This window comes from Syntrophorhabdaceae bacterium (assembly GCA_036504895.1).
GTDB lineage: Bacteria > Desulfobacterota > Syntrophorhabdia > Syntrophorhabdales > Syntrophorhabdaceae > PNOM01.
In genome coordinates, this window is record DASXUJ010000137.1 from 1 (window position 1) to 17938 (window position 17938).

Annotated in this window: 18 protein-coding genes; 9 read left to right on the top strand and 9 right to left on the bottom strand. The window is 54.6% G+C overall.

Annotated elements, in window-relative coordinates:
* From VGJ94_19420 to VGJ94_19445, 6 genes are all read left to right on the top strand, one after another.
* Positions 1-1210, top strand: a 1210-nt coding sequence (locus VGJ94_19420; protein ID HEY3278791.1) for an efflux RND transporter periplasmic adaptor subunit, incomplete at its 5' end; no start/stop codon positions are given.
* Positions 1211-1215: 5 nt separating this feature from the next.
* The gene (locus tag VGJ94_19425; GenBank protein ID HEY3278792.1) at positions 1216-1929 is read left to right on the top strand and encodes an ABC transporter ATP-binding protein; all 714 of its coding nucleotides are present in this window, start codon (positions 1216-1218) and stop codon (positions 1927-1929) included.
* On the top strand, positions 1904-3061 hold the full coding sequence (locus VGJ94_19430; protein HEY3278793.1) for an ABC transporter permease: 1158 nt from the start codon (positions 1904-1906) through the stop codon (positions 3059-3061). Before VGJ94_19425 ends, VGJ94_19430 begins: the two co-directional genes overlap by 26 nt.
* On the top strand, positions 3062-4228 hold the full coding sequence (locus tag VGJ94_19435) for an ABC transporter permease (GenBank protein HEY3278794.1): 1167 nt from the start codon (positions 3062-3064) through the stop codon (positions 4226-4228).
* A 90-nt stretch (positions 4229-4318) separates the two neighbouring features.
* Positions 4319-6292, top strand: coding sequence for a hypothetical protein (locus VGJ94_19440; protein HEY3278795.1), 1974 nt, complete (start codon positions 4319-4321; stop codon positions 6290-6292).
* Positions 6293-6502: 210 nt separating this feature from the next.
* On the top strand, positions 6503-6943 hold the full coding sequence (locus tag VGJ94_19445) for an Rrf2 family transcriptional regulator (protein HEY3278796.1): 441 nt from the start codon (positions 6503-6505) through the stop codon (positions 6941-6943).
* Between the two features lie 43 nt (positions 6944-6986).
* On the opposite strand, the gene VGJ94_19450 is transcribed toward VGJ94_19445, so the two are convergent.
* From VGJ94_19450 to raiA, 9 genes are all read right to left on the bottom strand, one after another.
* The gene (locus VGJ94_19450) at positions 6987-7910 is read right to left on the bottom strand and encodes a PfkB family carbohydrate kinase (protein ID HEY3278797.1); all 924 of its coding nucleotides are present in this window, start codon (positions 7908-7910) and stop codon (positions 6987-6989) included.
* Between the two features lie 52 nt (positions 7911-7962).
* Positions 7963-9126 carry a methionine adenosyltransferase gene (metK, locus tag VGJ94_19455; protein HEY3278798.1) on the bottom strand — a complete coding sequence of 388 codons (1164 nt, stop codon included), beginning with the start codon at positions 9124-9126 and terminating at the stop codon, positions 7963-7965.
* A gap of 81 nt (positions 9127-9207) precedes the next feature.
* Positions 9208-10998 (bottom strand): phosphoenolpyruvate--protein phosphotransferase, encoded by a 1791-nt coding sequence (gene ptsP / locus VGJ94_19460; protein ID HEY3278799.1) that lies wholly within the window; start codon positions 10996-10998, stop codon positions 9208-9210.
* A complete protein-coding gene (locus VGJ94_19465; protein HEY3278800.1) occupies positions 10995-11261 on the bottom strand; it encodes an HPr family phosphocarrier protein in 267 nt (88 codons plus the stop codon). Before VGJ94_19465 ends, ptsP begins: the two co-directional genes overlap by 4 nt.
* A gap of 6 nt (positions 11262-11267) precedes the next feature.
* Positions 11268-11678: a PTS sugar transporter subunit IIA gene (locus VGJ94_19470; protein HEY3278801.1), complete on the bottom strand. Its 411-nt coding sequence runs from the start codon at positions 11676-11678 to the stop codon at positions 11268-11270.
* A gap of 10 nt (positions 11679-11688) precedes the next feature.
* Positions 11689-12534, bottom strand: coding sequence for an RNase adapter RapZ (gene rapZ, locus VGJ94_19475; GenBank protein ID HEY3278802.1), 846 nt, complete (start codon positions 12532-12534; stop codon positions 11689-11691).
* Positions 12515-13471 carry an HPr(Ser) kinase/phosphatase gene (hprK, locus tag VGJ94_19480; GenBank protein HEY3278803.1) on the bottom strand — a complete coding sequence of 319 codons (957 nt, stop codon included), beginning with the start codon at positions 13469-13471 and terminating at the stop codon, positions 12515-12517. The genes rapZ and hprK overlap by 20 nt, the downstream gene beginning before the upstream one ends.
* A gap of 43 nt (positions 13472-13514) precedes the next feature.
* Positions 13515-13976 carry a PTS sugar transporter subunit IIA gene (locus VGJ94_19485; protein HEY3278804.1) on the bottom strand — a complete coding sequence of 154 codons (462 nt, stop codon included), beginning with the start codon at positions 13974-13976 and terminating at the stop codon, positions 13515-13517.
* Positions 13973-14497: a ribosome-associated translation inhibitor RaiA gene (gene raiA, locus VGJ94_19490; GenBank protein ID HEY3278805.1), complete on the bottom strand. Its 525-nt coding sequence runs from the start codon at positions 14495-14497 to the stop codon at positions 13973-13975. The genes VGJ94_19485 and raiA overlap by 4 nt, the downstream gene beginning before the upstream one ends.
* Before the next feature lie 488 nt (positions 14498-14985).
* Here raiA and VGJ94_19495 point away from each other — a divergent pair, with 488 nt between their 5' ends.
* From VGJ94_19495 to VGJ94_19505, 3 genes are all read left to right on the top strand, one after another.
* Positions 14986-15375 carry a hypothetical protein gene (locus tag VGJ94_19495; protein ID HEY3278806.1) on the top strand — a complete coding sequence of 130 codons (390 nt, stop codon included), beginning with the start codon at positions 14986-14988 and terminating at the stop codon, positions 15373-15375.
* A 116-nt stretch (positions 15376-15491) separates the two neighbouring features.
* Positions 15492-16721: a TolC family protein gene (locus VGJ94_19500; protein ID HEY3278807.1), complete on the top strand. Its 1230-nt coding sequence runs from the start codon at positions 15492-15494 to the stop codon at positions 16719-16721.
* Entirely contained in the window at positions 16718-17935 is a 1218-nt protein-coding gene (locus VGJ94_19505; GenBank protein ID HEY3278808.1) for an efflux RND transporter periplasmic adaptor subunit, read from the top strand. The genes VGJ94_19500 and VGJ94_19505 overlap by 4 nt, the downstream gene beginning before the upstream one ends.
* Positions 17936-17938: the final 3 nt, after the last annotated feature.

Consider the following 17938-nt stretch of genomic DNA (forward strand, 5'->3'; position numbering starts at 1 on the left):
CGCCCTTTCGAAGCTACGAATACAAAACACGACTGTCGCCGGCGGGCCCGGAAGGACGAGAAAAAGGATCTTTACCTGGGCCGTGGCGGCGCTCCTCCTTATCCTTGCGGGTGTCTCCTATTCGAAGGGACTCTTTTCCGCGGCAACGAACGTGGAAGTGGCGACCGTGGCGCTTATTTATCCTTCCCAAACCTTTACCCTCCTCAATGCGAGCGGATATGTGGTGGCCCAGCGAAAGGCCGCGGTAGCTTCGAAAATTACGGGCAGGCTTACCTCTCTTACCGTGGAGGAAGGAAGCAGGATCAAAAAGGGGGAGGTCATCGCCCAATTGGAGAACGATGACATCGCCGCCGCAAAGCGGCAGGCCGCGGCCAACCTCGAAGTTGCCCGTTTCAACCTGGAGCAGGCAAAAGCGGAGCTCTATGACGCAAAACGAAATTTCGAGCGCGAAAGGACGCTGCTCGCCCAGGAGTTCACCACGCGTGCCTCCTTCGACGCGGCAGAGGCACGTTATAAAAAGGCGGAGGCAGGGGTTTCCGGGGCAGAGGCGGGAAAGAACGCGAGTGCCGCCGCATTGCGCTCCGCTGAAGCGAGCCTCGAATATACCTACATACGGGCGCCCTTCGACGCGGTGGTTCTTACGAAAAACGCCGATGTGGGGGACATTGTGACGCCTTTGGGGGCCGCGGCCAACGCCAAGGCTTCGGCGGTGACTATTGCGGACATGGCCTCCCTCATGGTCGAGGCGGATGTCTCGGAGTCGAATCTCACGAAAGTGAAACTGGGGCAGCCGTGCGAAATGCAGCTCGACGCCATTCCCAACGAGCGGCTCCGTGGCGTCGTGCATATGATCGTACCGACAGCCGACAGGAGTAAGGCGACCGTCATGGTCAAAGTGCGATTCCTCCAAAAGGACCCGCGCATTCTGCCCGAAATGAGCGCGAAAGTAGCCTTTCTTTCGAGGGAGCCGAGCGCCTCGGATGAAACGCCCCGCATCAGCGCACCTCAGAGGTCAATCCGCGACGGAAGGATCGGTCCCACCCTCCTTCTCATCAAAGGCAATAAAATAGAGGAGACGCCGGTTACGACGGGCGCCCGTTTGGGCGATATGATCGAGATTAAGAGCGGCGCAAAGGCAGGGGAAAGGGTCGTGGTAAATCCTCCCGCGGGACTCAGGCAGGGCTCCAAAGTCAAGTTTGCGGAGCAGTAGTGCTTATGAAGGATACGGACCCGGTGCGACCGATCGTTGAAATTCGTAACATCTACAAATCCTATCTCAGGGGAAGCCAGGTGGTGCCCGTGTTGAGGGATGTTACCTTCGACATACCGGAAGGTGAATTCCTCGCCCTCATGGGCCCATCGGGGTCGGGCAAGAGCACGCTCCTCAATCTCATTGCGGGCATCGACAAGGCGGATGAAGGCGCCATTATGGTGGAAGGCGTCGATATCACCCGCCTCAAGGAGGTGGAGCTTGCCCAATGGCGCGCCACCCATGTAGGCTTCATCTTCCAGTTCTACAACTTGATACCCGTGCTTACCGCGTATGAGAACGTGGAGTTGCCGCTGCTGCTTACGTGGCTCAAGAAAAAGGAGCGACGCGAGCACGTGGAGATGGCCCTCAGGGTCGTGGGCCTGTCGGACCGGGTGGAGCACTATCCCGGCCAGCTCTCCGGCGGTCAGCAGCAGAGGGTCGCCATTGCACGGGCCATTGTCACCGATCCGACCATACTGGTGGCCGACGAGCCGACCGGTGACCTCGACAGGGTCTCGGCGGAAGAGATCATGGCCCTCATGGACCGGCTGAACCGGGAATCGGGAAAGACCATCATCATGGTTACCCACGATCCCCGGGCTGCGGGAAAGGCCCACACGGTCCGGCATCTCGATAAAGGTGTGCTCGACTATGCACGTTCTCAAGATAGTCTTTAAGAACGCCTTTCGTCATAAGCTTCGCACGGGCCTCACAATTCTCTCTATCACCATTGCAATCCTCGCCTTCGGCCTTTTACGGACCGTGATCCATGCATGGTACGCCGGCGTGGAGGCGTCGGCCGTAAACCGGCTCGTAAGCAGGAACTCCATATCCATGATCTTTCCCCTCCCTCTCTCATATAAGGAAAAGATTCGCCAGATAGAAGGCGTAAAGACTGTCTCGTGGGGGGGCTGGTTCGGGGGCATTTATATCGACGAGAAGAATTTCTTCGCCAATTTTGCGGTCGACGCGAAAACATATCTGGAGCTCTATCCCGAGTATATAGTGCCCCCGGACCAGAAAGCCGCTTTTTTGAAAGACCGCAAGGGTTTTGTGGCGGGAAGGAAACTCGCGGCCCGTTATGGATGGCATATCGGCGACACTATCGTGCTCAAGGGAACGATCTACCCCGGCACCTGGGAATTCGTGCTCCGGGGGATCTATACGGGCAGGGACAAGGGTACCGACGAAAGCGTTTTTTTCTTCAATTGGGATTACCTCAATGAGGAAGTAAGGAAGAAGACGCCGGGGCGGGCAGATCAGGTCGGCTTCTACATGATCGGCGTAACCAATCCCGATCTCGCGGCGGACGTAGCCGCTCGGATCGACGGCTCCTTCAAGAATTCCCTGGCGGAAACCCTCACGGAAACGGAAAAGGCCTTCCAGCTCGGCTTCGTCTCCATGTCCGACGCCATAATCACCGCAATCAAGCTCGTCTCTTTCGTGGTGATCGTGATCATTCTCGCGGTGGTGGCAAACACCATGGCCATGACCGCCCGGGAACGGATGGGGGAATATGCCGTCTTCAAGACCCTCGGATTCGGGGCCCGCCACCTCGCGGGACTCATCTTCGGTGAATCTATTTTTATTACCCTTGTAGGTGCGGCGTGTGGCGTGGCCCTCACCTTCCCCGTGGCCGACGCCTTCGGCCGGGCCATGGGACAATATTTTCCGACTTTCAACGTGACCGGGGAGACCGTGGTAATGGACGTGATCACGGCCCTTATCGTCGGCATCCTTGCGGCCATCGTGCCCACGGTGCGTGCGATAAAGGTAAGGATCGCCGACGGGCTGAGGAGCATCGGCTAAATGATCGTGCCTTTTTCCTATAGCCTCCGGAACCTCTGGACCCGCCGTCTCACCACGGTGCTCACCGCATCCGGCATGGCACTCGTGGTATTCGTCTTTGCCTCGATCCTCATGCTCGCCGAGGGATTACAGAAGACACTCGTGGAAACAGGCTCCTATGATAATGCAATCGTGATCAGAAAAGCCTCGGCATCGGAGGTCCAGAGCGGCATCGAGCGGAAGCAGGCGTCTATCGTGGAAACCGACCCGGAGATCGCGATAGCAGGCGACGGCAAACCGCTGGTGGCCAAAGAGATGGTGGTCCTCATCGGCCTGCCGAAAAGGGGAAGCAATAAACAATCAAACGTGGTGATAAGGGGCATCACGGACAGATCGCTCATGCTTCGGCCTCAAATCAAGCTGATCGAAGGCAGGATGCCCACACCGGGCTCTGCCGAGGTTATGGCGGGCTTGAGCATCGCCAAGCGCTTTAACGGGGGCAACATGGGCGAAACGCTCCGCTTCGGCATGAGGGAATGGAGGATCGTGGGGATCTTCGATGCAGGGAACACGGGATTTACCTCCGAAATATGGGGCGACGTGGACCAGCTCATGCAGGCCTTCCGCCGTCCCGTCTATTCGTCCGTCACGTTCAAGCTGCGCGACTCCTCCCGATTCGGCGAGGTGAAGAGACGCATAGAGGGCGACCCGAGGCTCACTCTCGAGGCCAAAAGGGAGACAAAATATTATCTCGAACAGTCGGAGGTAATGGCCAAGTTCCTCCGCATCCTCGGCATATCTCTCACCGTGATCTTTTCTCTCGGGGCAATTATCGGGGCCATGATCACCATGTATACCGCGGTAGCCACACGGGTGGGTGAGATAGGGACCCTTCGGGCCCTGGGCTTCCAGAGAACGAGCATCCTGACCGCCTTTCTCATGGAGTCACTCCTCCTCGGTCTGGCCGGAGGACTGGCGGGACTCTTCTTTTCCTCCTTCCTGCAGCTCATCACCATCTCCACCCTGAACTTTCAGACTTTTTCAGAGCTCGCCTTCTCCTTCACCCTTACCCCGGGGATCATCCTCCGCGCCCTCGCCTTTGCCCTCATCATGGGATTCGTGGGAGGGGTCCTGCCGGCGGTCCGGGCAGCTCATATGAATATCGTCGACGCACTGAGATCGGGTTGAAAAGGAAAATAAATCCATCCCCCACCTTGACTTCCCTGCCATCGTACCTATTTTTTAGGAAATGTGACCATTTCGCGAGGAGGTTTGATAATGGGGGCGAGGAAGAGAAACGTGGGAGGCTGCCATTCGACCTGTTTCATAATAACATGCATTATGATGGCTCTTTTCGCGGGCGATGCGCTCTCGGCATCGATCACGTCCGCCACGTGGAACGCGGGCACGTCCGTTCTCAAGGTGCTGGGGACGGGCTGGAACAGGGGGATTACGGTGGCAATAAGCGATACCGCCAACGGGACCCTTCTCGGCACCGCCAGAACGAACGGAACGGGGAATTTTGCCTTTTCCGCCAGAATCCTTGCCGGCGCGCCGTGCAATGTGGAGGCGAGGTCCGGCGCCTTCGTCGTTACGAGCGCAGTTACGAATGCACCCGCCATCTGCGCGGCCCCCTCGACCCTCAGGGTGTTCGCTTTCAACAACCTGGGCATGCACTGCTACGACAACGACTATTCGGTTTTCTCCATTCTTCCGCCTTTTAACACGGTGAATGCCCAGGTAATAAGGGCAGGGGCGAGCCCGGTGATCTTGAATAACACCCAGGCGAGCGTAGTCTATTCGGCAGTCGCCGACAGAACCAGGTCGATCAATACGACGAGTGAGGGCAAAACCAATTTTTGGTCCTATGTGGCCGGCCTTTTCGGCGTAACCCTGCCTACAGACCAGGGCCTCACAGGATCGAGGATGCCCGGGGCCTCCAATGGGGCCCAGTCTTTTTTGGCCTTCGACCCGGTGATCAAATGGTTTACCGCGGAAGGTATCCCCATTACGTCTTATGACGATCGGATGAAAAAGAACCCCTACCCCCTCATGAATATACAGCCCTACGAAACAGGAAGCGCCGTAATTCCTGCGCCGCTCTCCGTAGTGCTTCCCGTCTCCGATGAAATGCACTGCAGTGACTGCCATAACAACGGGGGAAAAGGAGCGAACAATGCAGTTAGGAAGAAATACGGGATTACCTCATGGAGCAGGAGCGCTTCCTCCAAAGTGCGTTACCGCGAGAACATCCTGATTCTCCACGATGCCACGAGGGGGACTTCCCTCCTGACCGCTACACCCGTCCTTTGCGCCTCGTGTCATTATTCCCCCGCCCTCGACCTCACCGGCGCCGGGCCGACCGGCAATCAGATCGGTAAATCGATGCTTTCCATGGCGGTTCACGGCAAGCACGGCAAGGCAGTCGACGGGACCATTCCCTCCGCAACCAAGCCCGCCATCATCCCCGACACGGGAGTAGCGGCGTGCTACAAATGCCATCCCGGAAGTGTGACCAAATGTCTGCGTGGCGCTATGGGTGCGGCAGGTATCACCTGTCAAAACTGTCACGGCGGCATGCTCGCCGTGGGGGGCGCCTATGCGGCCAGGACACCGTGGGTAAACGAGCCGAAGTGCCAGTCCTGCCATACAGGCGATGCGATGAGCCATCAGGGCCCATCCATCCGATCGCGCATTGCCTATGACCCGGGCGATCCGGCCGCCACCCCTCTCACCGCAACAAACCAGCGTTTCGCGGAAAATGCGGCTGCCCTTTACCGGAACAGCACCGGTCATGGCGGTTTGGCGTGTCAGGCGTGCCATGGGAGCACCCATGCCGAATGGCCCACCGGGACCTCCCTTGCCAATGATAATCTTGCGGCAAAGCAGATCCAGGGCCATGCAGGTCCTGTGATCGAATGCGTCGTGTGCCATGGGAGCGGGCAGTCTCGGACCACCAATGGGCCCCACGGGCTGCACAATGTGAACAGTGCAAGCTGGAACACAGGCCACGGCTCCTTTTTTGAGTCAAACCAGGCCGGCTGCCAGGCGTGCCACGGCGCCACTCTTCAGGGCACGGTACTTTCACGGGCGGCTGCGAACCGACTGCTCATGACGGATGACAACAGAACGGTCTATGTCGCCAAGGGGAGCCCGGTCCCCTGTACCTTATGCCATGAAAACCCCCTGAATGGAGGAGGAAACAGCCTTTCCCGCATCTCTTCCCCAAGAAAAATTAGGAAAATACAGTAAGATAGAAGAGGCGGAGCCGGAAAACTCCGCCTCTTCTATCCTTTTCCCCCTATCCCCTCTCAATGACTATTAATTTCCAAAAAAGAGAAAATATTCCTAATGGGGCTATTTCGGTGTAACCTCCAGGGCTCCGAGTCTGACCTACGTTATGAGCAACGTCCTCGAAGCAAAGCCTCCGGAGGACGAACGATCGACACCAGGAGAGGAAAAGTGAGAATTACCACAGAGATACAGTACGGGCTCAGGTCCCTGTGCGACATGGTATATAACGGATCCCAAGGCCCCATTCAGGCACGGAGTATCGGTGAAAGGCAGAATATATCCCAGAGATATATAGAGCAGATCTTTCAGAAGCTGAGAAAAGAGGGGATCGTAAAAAGCGTTCGCGGTCCCCTGGGAGGATACCGTCTGGCCAGGAGACCCGACAAGATCAGCATTGGAGACGTGATCCGTGCCGTTACCGGCGGTGACCTACGCCTTGTCTTCTGCGAAGGCAGTAACAACCGCCCTCATGGAGCCTGCCGACGGCTAGGTAAATGCGTGGTATCCGAGATATGGGGAGAGGCGTCGAAAAACCTCATGGATTATTTTAACTCGGTTACTGTCGAGTCTATCTGCGAGGAGGCCCGGGAGAGGGGAATGGAAATATAAAAAAAGGCGGGCACAAGCCCGCCCTATTGAATCGTTTTTTCTCTTACCTGGCGAATTCCACTTCTCCGAAGTCGATACATTTTTTAAATGAATGATACCGCTGCCTTATTTCGTCGTATCCGAGGGCTTTAAGCCTGTTGACGCTGAAATCCTCCACGTTGAAAGAGGCCATGAGGGAGCCCATGATAATGGCCTGCTTTATCGTCTCCGCGCTGGCTTCGCCTACATTGGAAAGATACCCCATGAAGCCTCCGGCAAAGGTATCGCCCGCGCCCGTGGGATCGAATACGTCCTCAAGGGGATAGGCAGGGCAAAGGAATATCTCGTCCCGGTTCACCATGAGGGCGCCGTATTCTCCCCTCTTGGCCACGACGCACTTCGGCCCCTTCTCCAGTATCTTTCTCGCCCCTTTTACGAGGTTGTGCTCTTTTGAGATCTCCCGCAGCTCCGCCTCATTTATTACAAGCATATCTATTTTGCCGATCGCGTGCATCAGTGCGTCGAGCTTATGCTCTATCCAGAGATTCATGGTATCGAGCACTATTACGGCCGGATTGGCCAACTGATCGATCACGTGGGACTGAATTTCCGGATCGATATTAGCGAGAAAGACAAACTCCGCGTCCATGAAATTCTCAGGTATGGAGGGCCTGAAATTCTCTATCACGTTAAGCTCCGTCTTCAGGGTAATCGCCTGGTTGAGATCGAAACCATATCTCCCTTCCCACCGGAACGTCTTCCCCTCATCGACCTGAATGCCGCTCATGTCCACACTTCGCGTTTTCAGATAGCTGATATCTTCGAGGTCAAAGTCTTTTCCCACCGACGCAATAATGCCCACATCGGTGAAAAAACTTGCTGCCGACGTGAAATGAAGGGCGGAGCCGCCTAATACGTTCTCGACTTTTCCGAATGGGGTCTCAATCGAATCGTACGCAACCGTCCCCACCACCAGAAGTTTACTCATGTTCCATCTCGCAGTCTATTATCATTCTCCCCTCCGGTCTTCTTTCCCTTTGTCAGATGCCGGCTTTCTTTCTGATCTGGTCGACCATGTCGAGCTTTTCCCACGTAAAATCGGGATCGTTCCTGCCGAAGTGGCCGCAACACGCGGTTTTGTTATAAATGGGCCTCAGAAGGTCGAGTCTCTCGATGATCTTTCTCGGCCTCATATCGAAGACCTCCATGACGATCTCCGCAATTCTGTCGGGGCTTATCTTCGCCGTGCCCTGGGTATCGACCATTACGGATACGGGCTCGGCCACTCCAATGGTATAGGCGAGCTGAAGCTCGATCCTGTCCGCAAGCCCCGCGGCAACGAGGTTCTTCGCGATGTAACGGGCCATATAGGAGGCGCTCCGGTCCACTTTCGAGGGATCTTTGCCCGAGAAGGCGCCGCCGCCGTGGCTGCCTACGCCGCCGTAGGTATCGACGATGATCTTCCGGCCCGTCATGCCGCAGTCACCCTTGGGGCCGCCCACCACGAACCTTCCCGTGGAGTTCACATATATTTTCGTCTTGTCGTCCATCATCTCTTCGGGGATCACCTTCTTGATCACCTCTTCGATCACGCCTTCCCGCACGGTTTGCGACGTCACATCCGGATTGTGCTGGGCAGCGATAACCACCGCGTCCACCCTCACGGGCTTTCTGTCGATATATTCGATCGTCACCTGGCTCTTTCCGTCAGGCCGGAGGAAGTTAAGAGTATTGTCGTGCCTCACCTTCGCGAGCCGCTCGACGAGTTTATGGGCATAGGAGATGGTCATGGGCATGTACTCGGCGGTCTCGTTGCACGCGTAGCCGAACATGATGCCCTGGTCGCCGGCGCCCTGCTCGTGGCCCTCGGTCTCATTGACGCCCATGGCGATATCGGGCGACTGCTCGTCTATGGAAGTGATGACTGCGCATGTCTCCCAGTCGAAGCCCATGGAAGAATTATTGTAACCGATCCCCTTTATCGTCTCCCGTACCACGTCGGGTACATGGACGTAGCAGCTGGTCGTGATTTCGCCACCCACAAGCACGAGCCCCGTGGTGACGAGGGTTTCGCAGGCCACTCTCGCCTTTGTATCCTGTCCTATTATGGCATCAAGGATCGCGTCTGAAATCTGGTCGGAAACCTTGTCCGGATGTCCTTCGGCAACCGATTCGGATGAAAATAGAAACCTGGTCATTCCCATGTGTGAACCTCCTCGTCATTGATATTATCGAACTTGAGCCGGGCCCTTGGAGAACTTCAATAAAAGTCTTCGGACCGGCCGCTAACCTTCGCTAATGAAACACTTCATAAAATCCTCGGGGAAAATTCTGCCCATTTCCCTGCGCAGGAGCCCTTCGCCTTCTTTTGCCGATTTCATACGCAGGACCTCCGCCAGCAGCTCCTTGCAATAGTCGTGGTCGAGGCCGCGTATCACTTTCTTCACCCTCGGGATGGAATAGGGGTTCATTGAAAACTCGTCAAGCTCGAGACCCAGGAGGACCGGCACATAGAGGGGCTCGCCCGCCATCTCGCCGCATAAGGCCACTTCTATATCGTTCACGTGGGCCGCCTCAACCGTCTTCTTTATCATCCTGAGCACCGCGGGATGGAGGGGCTCGTAAAGATAGGAGACGTATTCATTCACCCGGTCTATCGCCAAGGTATACTGGATCAGATCATTGGTGCCTATGCTGAAAAAATCGACTTCTTTGGCGAGCACATCGGCGATCATGCACGTGGACGGCACCTCGATCATGATCCCTATCTTTATGTATTTGTCGAAATGGACCTTCTTGCGCTCCAATTCGTCCATACACTCACGGATGATCGATTTGGCGAGACGCACCTCATCGATGCCCGATACCATGGGAATGAGGATCCTTAAGGGGCCGTGGGCGCTGGCGCGGAGGATGCCCAGGAGCTGGGCCTTGAAAATAGGCAATTCCTTTACGCACAGGCGAATGGCCCTGAGCCCCATGGCGGGGTTGATTTCCCGTTTCACCTCGATGGTATTCGAGAATTTATCCCCCCCGATGTCGAGGGTTCTGATGGTGATATACTCGAGGGCCTTGTTCTCCGCCAGCTTCCGGTAAATGTGGTAATGGTCCATCTCGGAAGGGAGCGAGTTTCGTGAAAGGTATATGTATTCGGTCCTGTAGAGACCTATCCCGCTCGCTCCGTACCGGGATACGATATCCATTTCGGCGAGGAGCTCGATGTTCGCCCCTACCCTTACCCTGAAGCCGTCGCTCGTCTCAGCCTTGAGCTTGGCGATCTTGAGAAAATCACGCCTCTGGCTTTTGAGATGGACCTGCCGGGCCATATAGTCCCTCTGCACGTCCTGGTCGGGGTTGATGATCACCACCCCGTCGTCGCCGTCTATAATGATCGTATCGTTATTCTTTATCTGGCTCGTAAGATCGCCGAGGCCGACCACCGCCGGTATCTCGAGTGCCCGTGCTACAATCGACGTATGGGAGGTCCTTCCACCCACATCGGTGGCAAAGCCTGAAATCTTACTGAGGTTCAGTTGGATCGTGTCTGCCGGAGAAAGGTCCCTGGCCACAATTATGGCCCTGCCCTTGATCCCTTTCTGGTGGATGGTCAGCCCTTTGCCTTTCACCAGGATGCGCACGAGCCTCTCATAAATATGCTTTATGTCCTGGCCTCTTTCCCTGAGATAGGCGTCCTCCATCCTCTCGAAGCTCGCCAGATATTTGGAAACCACCGAATCAAGGGCCCATTCGGCGTTGACCCGCCTCTCCCTGATCGTTCTCACCACATCGTCCACAAAGAAAGGGTCCTGGAGTATAAGCATATGGGCGTCGATGATGAAGGCATGTTTTTTCAATTCATCATCGGCGATGCCGCCCTTTATGGTATCGAGCTCCTCTATAGCCACCTTTATGGCATTCTTGAATTTGACGACCTCCCTTTCCAGGTGGTCCTCTCTCACCGATACCTTGCTGACAGGAATCTTTCCCCGTTCAAGGAGATAGACCGTGCCTATGGCGATGCCCGAAGACACCCCGACGCCTTTCAAGGCCCTATTTACGTACGCTTCTTCGTTCATTCTTCGTAAAATCCTTCGTTGAGGAGCGTTCCGAGATTTTCGAAGGCCAGTTCTTCATCAGGGCCGTCCACACTCAGCTGTATGGTGCTTCCAAGGGGACAGGCAAGCATGAGAAGGCCCATGATGCTCTTTCCGTTTACCTTTGCCCCGTCTTTTTCCATCCAGATATCAGCTTCGAATTCAGTCGCCTTTTTCACAAACAGGGCAGCCGCCCTCGCATGAAGTCCCAATCTGTTTCTTATGGTAAATGTCCCTTCCCGCATAAACCGTTAATCCTTTTTTCTCGCTTTCAAGACATCCGTCGCCAGATATATATTTTTCTGGCCGTACTGGGCGATAAACCGGGCAAGCTCATTGAGCGACTTGCCTTCCCGGTACGATACCAATTTTATGAGCATGGGAAGATTAACGCCCGCCACGACCTCTACCTTCCCTTCCTCCAGGAAAGAGAGGCTGATGTTGGAGGGCGTGCCCCCGAACATATCGGTCAGAATAATAATTCCCTGGGGGGAATCGACTTTTTTCAGGGCCTGGACAACCTTATCCTTCACCTTATCCACGTCGTCGGTCGGAAAAATATCGACATAACCGAACTGTTTCTGTTTACCCACTATCAGTTCCGTGGCCGCAACCATCTCCCGGGCGAGATTGAAATGAGCCACTACCACCAGTCCTATCATCCCTTCCTCCTTATCTGTCAACATCCCTGTGAACGGTAGATACCGCGTAGCTCGATGTGGAGAATTGCTTTGCAAGCTCGTTCGCCACAAAGACAGACCTGTGCTTGCCGCCCGTACAGCCGATCCCCAGAGTCAGATAACTCTTACCTTCTTTCTCATAGAGAGGGAAAAGGTAAGAAAGAAAGTCAAAAAGCATACGGGAAAACTCTTCATATGCCTCGGTCGAACGAATGAAATCGGCAACATCTTCCGAAGAACCCGTCTTTTCCCTCAACTCCTCTACAAAATAGGGGTTAGGGAGAAAACGCACGTCAAATACCAGGTCCGCTTCGTGAGGGATTCCCTGGGCATAACCGAAAGACATGAGGTGTATGGTCATTCCCCTCGTGTCCTCCCGGTACGAGGTGAGGGCAAGGCGTCTCAGCTCATGGGGAGTCATGAAGGAGGTATCGATGACCCTGTCCGCAATATCCCTGATCCAGCTCACGAGCATTCTTTCCTCTTTCAGGGCCTCTTTAATGCTCGAAATCCCATAAAGAGGATGGGCCCTCCTGGTGACTTTAAATCTGTTTATAAGTGTATCGTCCGAACTGTCAAGAAATATAACCTCGGCATTCCATTTTGTCTTGACCTTTCGCAGAATATCCTTGCCTTCTTCGAAAAATTCTTTTTCCCTGATGTCCACCACGAGCGCGCACTTCTCGATCTTATTCCCTGCGGCCTTGGCAAGAATTGAGAAGTTCTGCAGCAGCATAAGAGGGAAATGGTCCACGCAAAAATACCCCACGTCTTCGAGGGCCCGGAGGAAGGTGGTTTTCCCCGATCCGGAGATACCGCTAAGAATTACTATTTTCAATGCTTTGTCCCTTTTCAATAGTTCTCAAAATCTTCTCCTCCAGTTCCACGGCCGTATTGATGCCCTGGGTCTTGAGGATGTGGTTCCTGCACGCAAGCTCTATGATCGCGGAAACGTTTCTCCCGGAGCTGACAGGTATCCTGACGAGAGGCAGGTCGAGACCGAGGAGACTGTATTTATCCTCCCTGAGCCCCACTCTTTCGCATTCCACGCCTTTCTCCCAGTCGAGAAGCTCCACGACGAAATCGATCTTCTTCCTGTCCCGCACCGAAGAAACTCCGAAGAGCTGTCGTATATCCACGATGCCCACTCCCCGGATCTCCAGAAGATTCTTTATCATTTCGGGGGCCTCGCCATAGAGGTCGATTACCCCCATCTTCTTCACCTGGACCACGTCGTCAACAACAAGCCGGTGCCCGCGCATGACAAGGTCGAGGGCGTTCTCGCTCTTGCCTATGCCGGGCCGCCCTATTATCAGAACACCCACGCCCAGGATATCCATCAGGACCCCATGGACGATCGTATTGGGCGCCAGCCTTTCTTCGAGAAACCTCGTGATCCTCTCTATAAATACCGAGGTGATGAGCGGGGTCCTCAGGATGGGGATATCTTTCTTCTCCGTCTCCCGCAAAAAATAATCGGGAACGCTGAGGTTGCGCGTTATTATAAAACAGACCACGGCATTTTTGCAAAGCTCTTTTATTATCCGCTTGCTTTCTTCTTCAGGGAGAGAATGAAGATAGGACATCTCCACGTTGCCCAGGATCTGCACCCTGTGGGGATGGAGATACACCATGTGGCCCGTGATTACGAGCCCCAGCTTCTGAATTCTGGGATTATAGATCTTTCTCGATAACCCCTTATGTCCTGAATATGCCTCCAGTTCGAGCCCGTATACCGTGTCTTCCTTGAGCTCTTGTACCGTTATACCCGTCATCCGGTAAACGCTTCCTTCCCTACGTTATACCGTACAAATTTTATCATGGATGTTTTCTATCCTCTTCTATCACTTTTCCATAAAGCCCTTCGCGATTGAATTCGACGAGACTTTTTCTGAAGGAAGGATCCCTGAGGACAATGGAGATACGGGAAAGCATTTTGAGGTGGAGGCTCGCCGAATCCTCCGGCGCGATGAGAAGAAAGAATATGTGGACCGGCTTGTGGTCGATGGCATCGAAATCGACACCGGCCTTCGACCTCCCGAAGACGCAGCGAATCGTGTCGATGCCTTTCAGTTTTCCATGCGGTATGGCAACCCCATCGCCGATGCCCGTGCTTCCGAGTTTTTCCCTCTCCAGGACCACCGCCACCGCCTTTTCCGTATCCTGAACGAGATGTGCGTCACCGAGTGCTTTTACGAGCTCGGTGATAATTTCTTTTTTCGAGGTTCCCGTGAGGTCGCTCAAAACGCACTGCTCGTGCAGCACTTCTTCAATGGTCATAGATTCTTTCCCAGAGTCTCTATAAGGCTGAAATTTCCATCTCTTCTTTTGTAAATAACACAGACATTGCCTTTGTCCCGGTCGCGGAAGATCATGAAGCTGTCTCCCGAGGCATCGAGCTGCATGGTAGCCTCTTCAGGGTCCATAGGCTTGGCCTCCACGGTCCTGGTCACGATAATTTTCGACACGGCCTCTCCGGGCGTGGATTCGGCCCCCTTGGGCCTGTTTTCCCTGTACTTCTTCATCTTGTCCTTGTACCGGGTCAGCCTCCGCTCGAGCTTATCCACGATCTTGTCAATGGCCGCATGCATCTCGTCCATTACTTCGTGGGCATTGATTACCACGCCGTTTATGGTGAACATGACATCGATTCTGTGCCGGTATTTCCGCTCTATCGAGAGCACTACGTGAACGTCCAGAGGTATTTCGACATGTTTCTGAAGCTTCGCGATCTTTTCTTCCACATACTTCTTAATCTCTTCATCCGGATCGATGTGTCGGAAACTTATGGTAATACCCATAATACCTCCCGCGATAAAAATAAGGTTGGCGCAATTCCAACCTTGTATCAAAGGTAACAGATATGGAATACCATGTCAATCCAATTCGCCGTAACCATTACGCTTACGGGGCAATCAACCGGATCGGGAGAAGAGGATAACGGAACTTTCCGGTATGTCCTCAGTTTCAGTCAAACCCTTTTTCTCGCCACAGACAAAACCGGATATGGGTAGATGAAAGCGTCTCTTCCGTCCACCCGGCGACACTACCCGTTGGACACTTTCCTTCCTTTTTCCTTGCCCTACGGCAGCTCCTGTGATACCCTATTTTCCGAAAAGGGGAGTAGCTTTCATCGGCAGTAACGTCATGACGTCTGTGCGAGCAGACCGGGCTGCCGGTTAGGTAACGCTAACAAGCAAGACCTTTACCATATAAAATGGTGAGGTCTTTTTTTATGGCAAGAGCGAACAGCTTTCCCCTGCTATACACAAAAAAATGTGACCCTTCTATGAAACAGACAATATCCTGTTATTCAATCCGTATTCTCGTTGCCTTCATGCTTATGGTGAGTTTTACCCTGCCCGTCGTGGAAAACCTCACCGCCACTACCGATATCGATGTGGGAGGCACCCATTACGACGCGGGCCAGGAATGGCTCGGTCTCTATCTCTCCCTCACCCATACCGGCTCATCGGGCAGCGCACATGGAACCGCCGACTCCCGGGACCCCCAAGAGAATCCCTTCTTCGATTCCTGCGACGGGGACGTCGACGGGGAATGGCTGCCCATTACCCAGGCTCACCGGGTCTATTTTACCTCTGCCCGGCTTTTTTTCGAAAAAGATTCTCCACGCTCGCCCACCCTTGCCTCCTCCCTTTACAGACCCCCCAGGAGCTGAAGCACCTCTCTCCTTTCGTTTTCGCCCGATCTTCAGGCTCTTCGGCACCCGCCTGAATGAGCGCGAAATGATTACATTATGCTATCCGTGTATGAAACAGTTGAGGAGGCGGCTTCATGTCCCACATCATCCCATTTGTTTTTTTCATCTTAATTTCCGCAGGGTTTGCCCATGCCGTCACCATGACCGAGGCCGTGGGAATAGGGTTTGCAAATAACCCCGATCTCATGGCATTAAGGCAGGAGGCGGAATTGGCGAAGGCCCAGCTCCAAAAGGCGCGGCTCCTGCTGCCTGCCAATCCTCTGATTGCCGGTACCCTGTCGAAAAAGGAGAAACCCTCTGAGGCAGGGACGGGGAATTATACCAACTACAGCCTTACCCTCTCGCAGGAATTCGAGGTCGCGGGCCAAAGGGGCGTGAGGATTGGGCTTGCGGAGAAGAACCTTTCCAGGGTCGGCTTTCAGATCAGGGATCGGGAAAGGTTGCTCCGATATGCGATAAAAGATGCCTTTGCCCGGGCGATTTCTCTCAAGAACCGGGAAGAGCTGACCCGGAGGGTAGTTGGTTTTCAGGAAGAGCTGGTGGACTTCACCCGTATAAAATACAGGGCCGGAAGCGTTTCAGGCCTCGAGGTGAACCTCTCCGAGATAGAGCTCGGAAAAGCAAAAAAAGATCTTTTTTCGGTTGAACGGGAATTGAAGGAGGCACTCCTCGGCCTTCAGGGACTCATGGGAGTAAGGTCAAATCCCGCGTTCACCGTTCATGGAGAGCTTTCTCCCGAAAAATTCCGTGTGCCTGCAAAAGAGGAGCTCATGAAGCGATCGGCGGAAATGAGGCCCGATATGAAGGTGTCGGTCGCCGAAGTCGATATGTCGGAGCGCGCCATCGATCTGGCGAAGCGGGAGGCCATACCGAACGTGGTGCTGGGCGGATTCCAGACCAGGGATGAGGAGAGGTTCGACAGGGGCGTCCTCATGTCCGTGGCAATTCCGCTCTTCGACAGAAGACAGGCGGAGAGAAAAAGGGCCGAGGCGCTGGCCCTCCAGGCACGGATCAGGCGCTCGGGCCTCGAAAAAACGCTCGAGCGGGAGATCGATGATGCATATAACAATCTCTCCCTTACCTTAAGAGAGCTTGCCCTATTTCAGAAGGAGATAATGAATAAGTCGATGGAAACCCTAAGCCTTCTCAACTTCGCCTATAAGGAAGGTAAAATCAGTTTTTTCGAGGTTAGGACAGCCCAGAAGGATACGCTGGAGATCCAGTTTGCCTATCTCGATACGGTATTGCAGGCGGAGCGATGGCTTCACGCCGTCGAACGCGCCGTGGGGGGTGAGATAGAATGAGGAAGTTCTCCTGGAATAGAAAAAAAGTCGCTGTCCTTGTCGCTCTGTCTTTTTTACTTGTATCGGCGGTTGCGGCAACGATTCTCGCACGAAAGGGATCATCAAAACACCGCGATTCTTACGCGAGGGAGGCGAAGAAGGAAGAACCGGGTATGGTGGTCCTTGCCGCCGAAAAACTGGCCGCATCGGGCATAGAGATCATGCAGATCAGGCGTGAGCAGACCCGGGCGCCCCTTACGGCGACGGCGGCCATAGAGATCAATGCCGACAGTTCCTCCCGAATAAGCTCGAGAGTAACGGGCCGGATCGTACACCTCATGGTTTCCCAGGGAGACCGGGTGAAAGCAGGCCGGCCTCTGGCTTCGATGGATACGGTGGAACTCGACCAGATATGGTCGGAGTACCGGAAAAATTCCGGCAGGTATCAGCTGGCCCTGAAGAACCTGAAGCGCGAGGAGGCACTTTTCGAAAAGAATGTGGCCCCGGAGAAAGATGTGCTCAAGGCAAAACAGGACCTGAGTGAGGCCGAGGCGGACCTCACTCTTTCCAGGGAAAGGTTCCGACTTCTCGGGGTCGATGTAAACGCGATAGAGATCCAGAAAAACGGCGAGGCAGCAAAAAGGCCCCTCATACCCATTATATCGAGCGTGAGCGGGGTTGTTATCGAGAAACCGGTCACCCTGGGAGAGGTGGTGAATCCTGAAAAACTGCTTTTTATCGTGGCCGATCTTTCGACCCTCTGGGTCATGGTCGATATCTATGAAAAAGACGTATCGAGGCTCAGGGCGGGCGCGGTGGTCACCATATCGGTCAGTGCCTTTCCCAACAGGCCGTTCAGGGGAAAAATATCGTATATCGGCGATGTCGTGGACGTGCGCACGAGGACCGTAAAGGCCCGTGTGACCATCGACAACCACGACGGCGTGCTGAAACCCGGCATGTTCGCCACGGTCTCCATCGATTCCGAAAAAGACGCCCCCACGGAAATGGTGATCTCCGTCCCCGAAGAGTGCATCCTTATCGACGGCTCGGACAGGTATGTCTTCGTCCGGGTGGGCGAGGGCAGGTTCAAGAGGAAGGATGTAACCCCGGGCAGGGCCTTCGGCAAAAAAGTCGAGATATCGGCGGGTCTCGATGAAGGGGATATGATCGTGACAAAAGGAACTTTCCCCCTCAAGTCGGAGTACAAAAAACAGATGGTTCAGGGTCACTAAGGG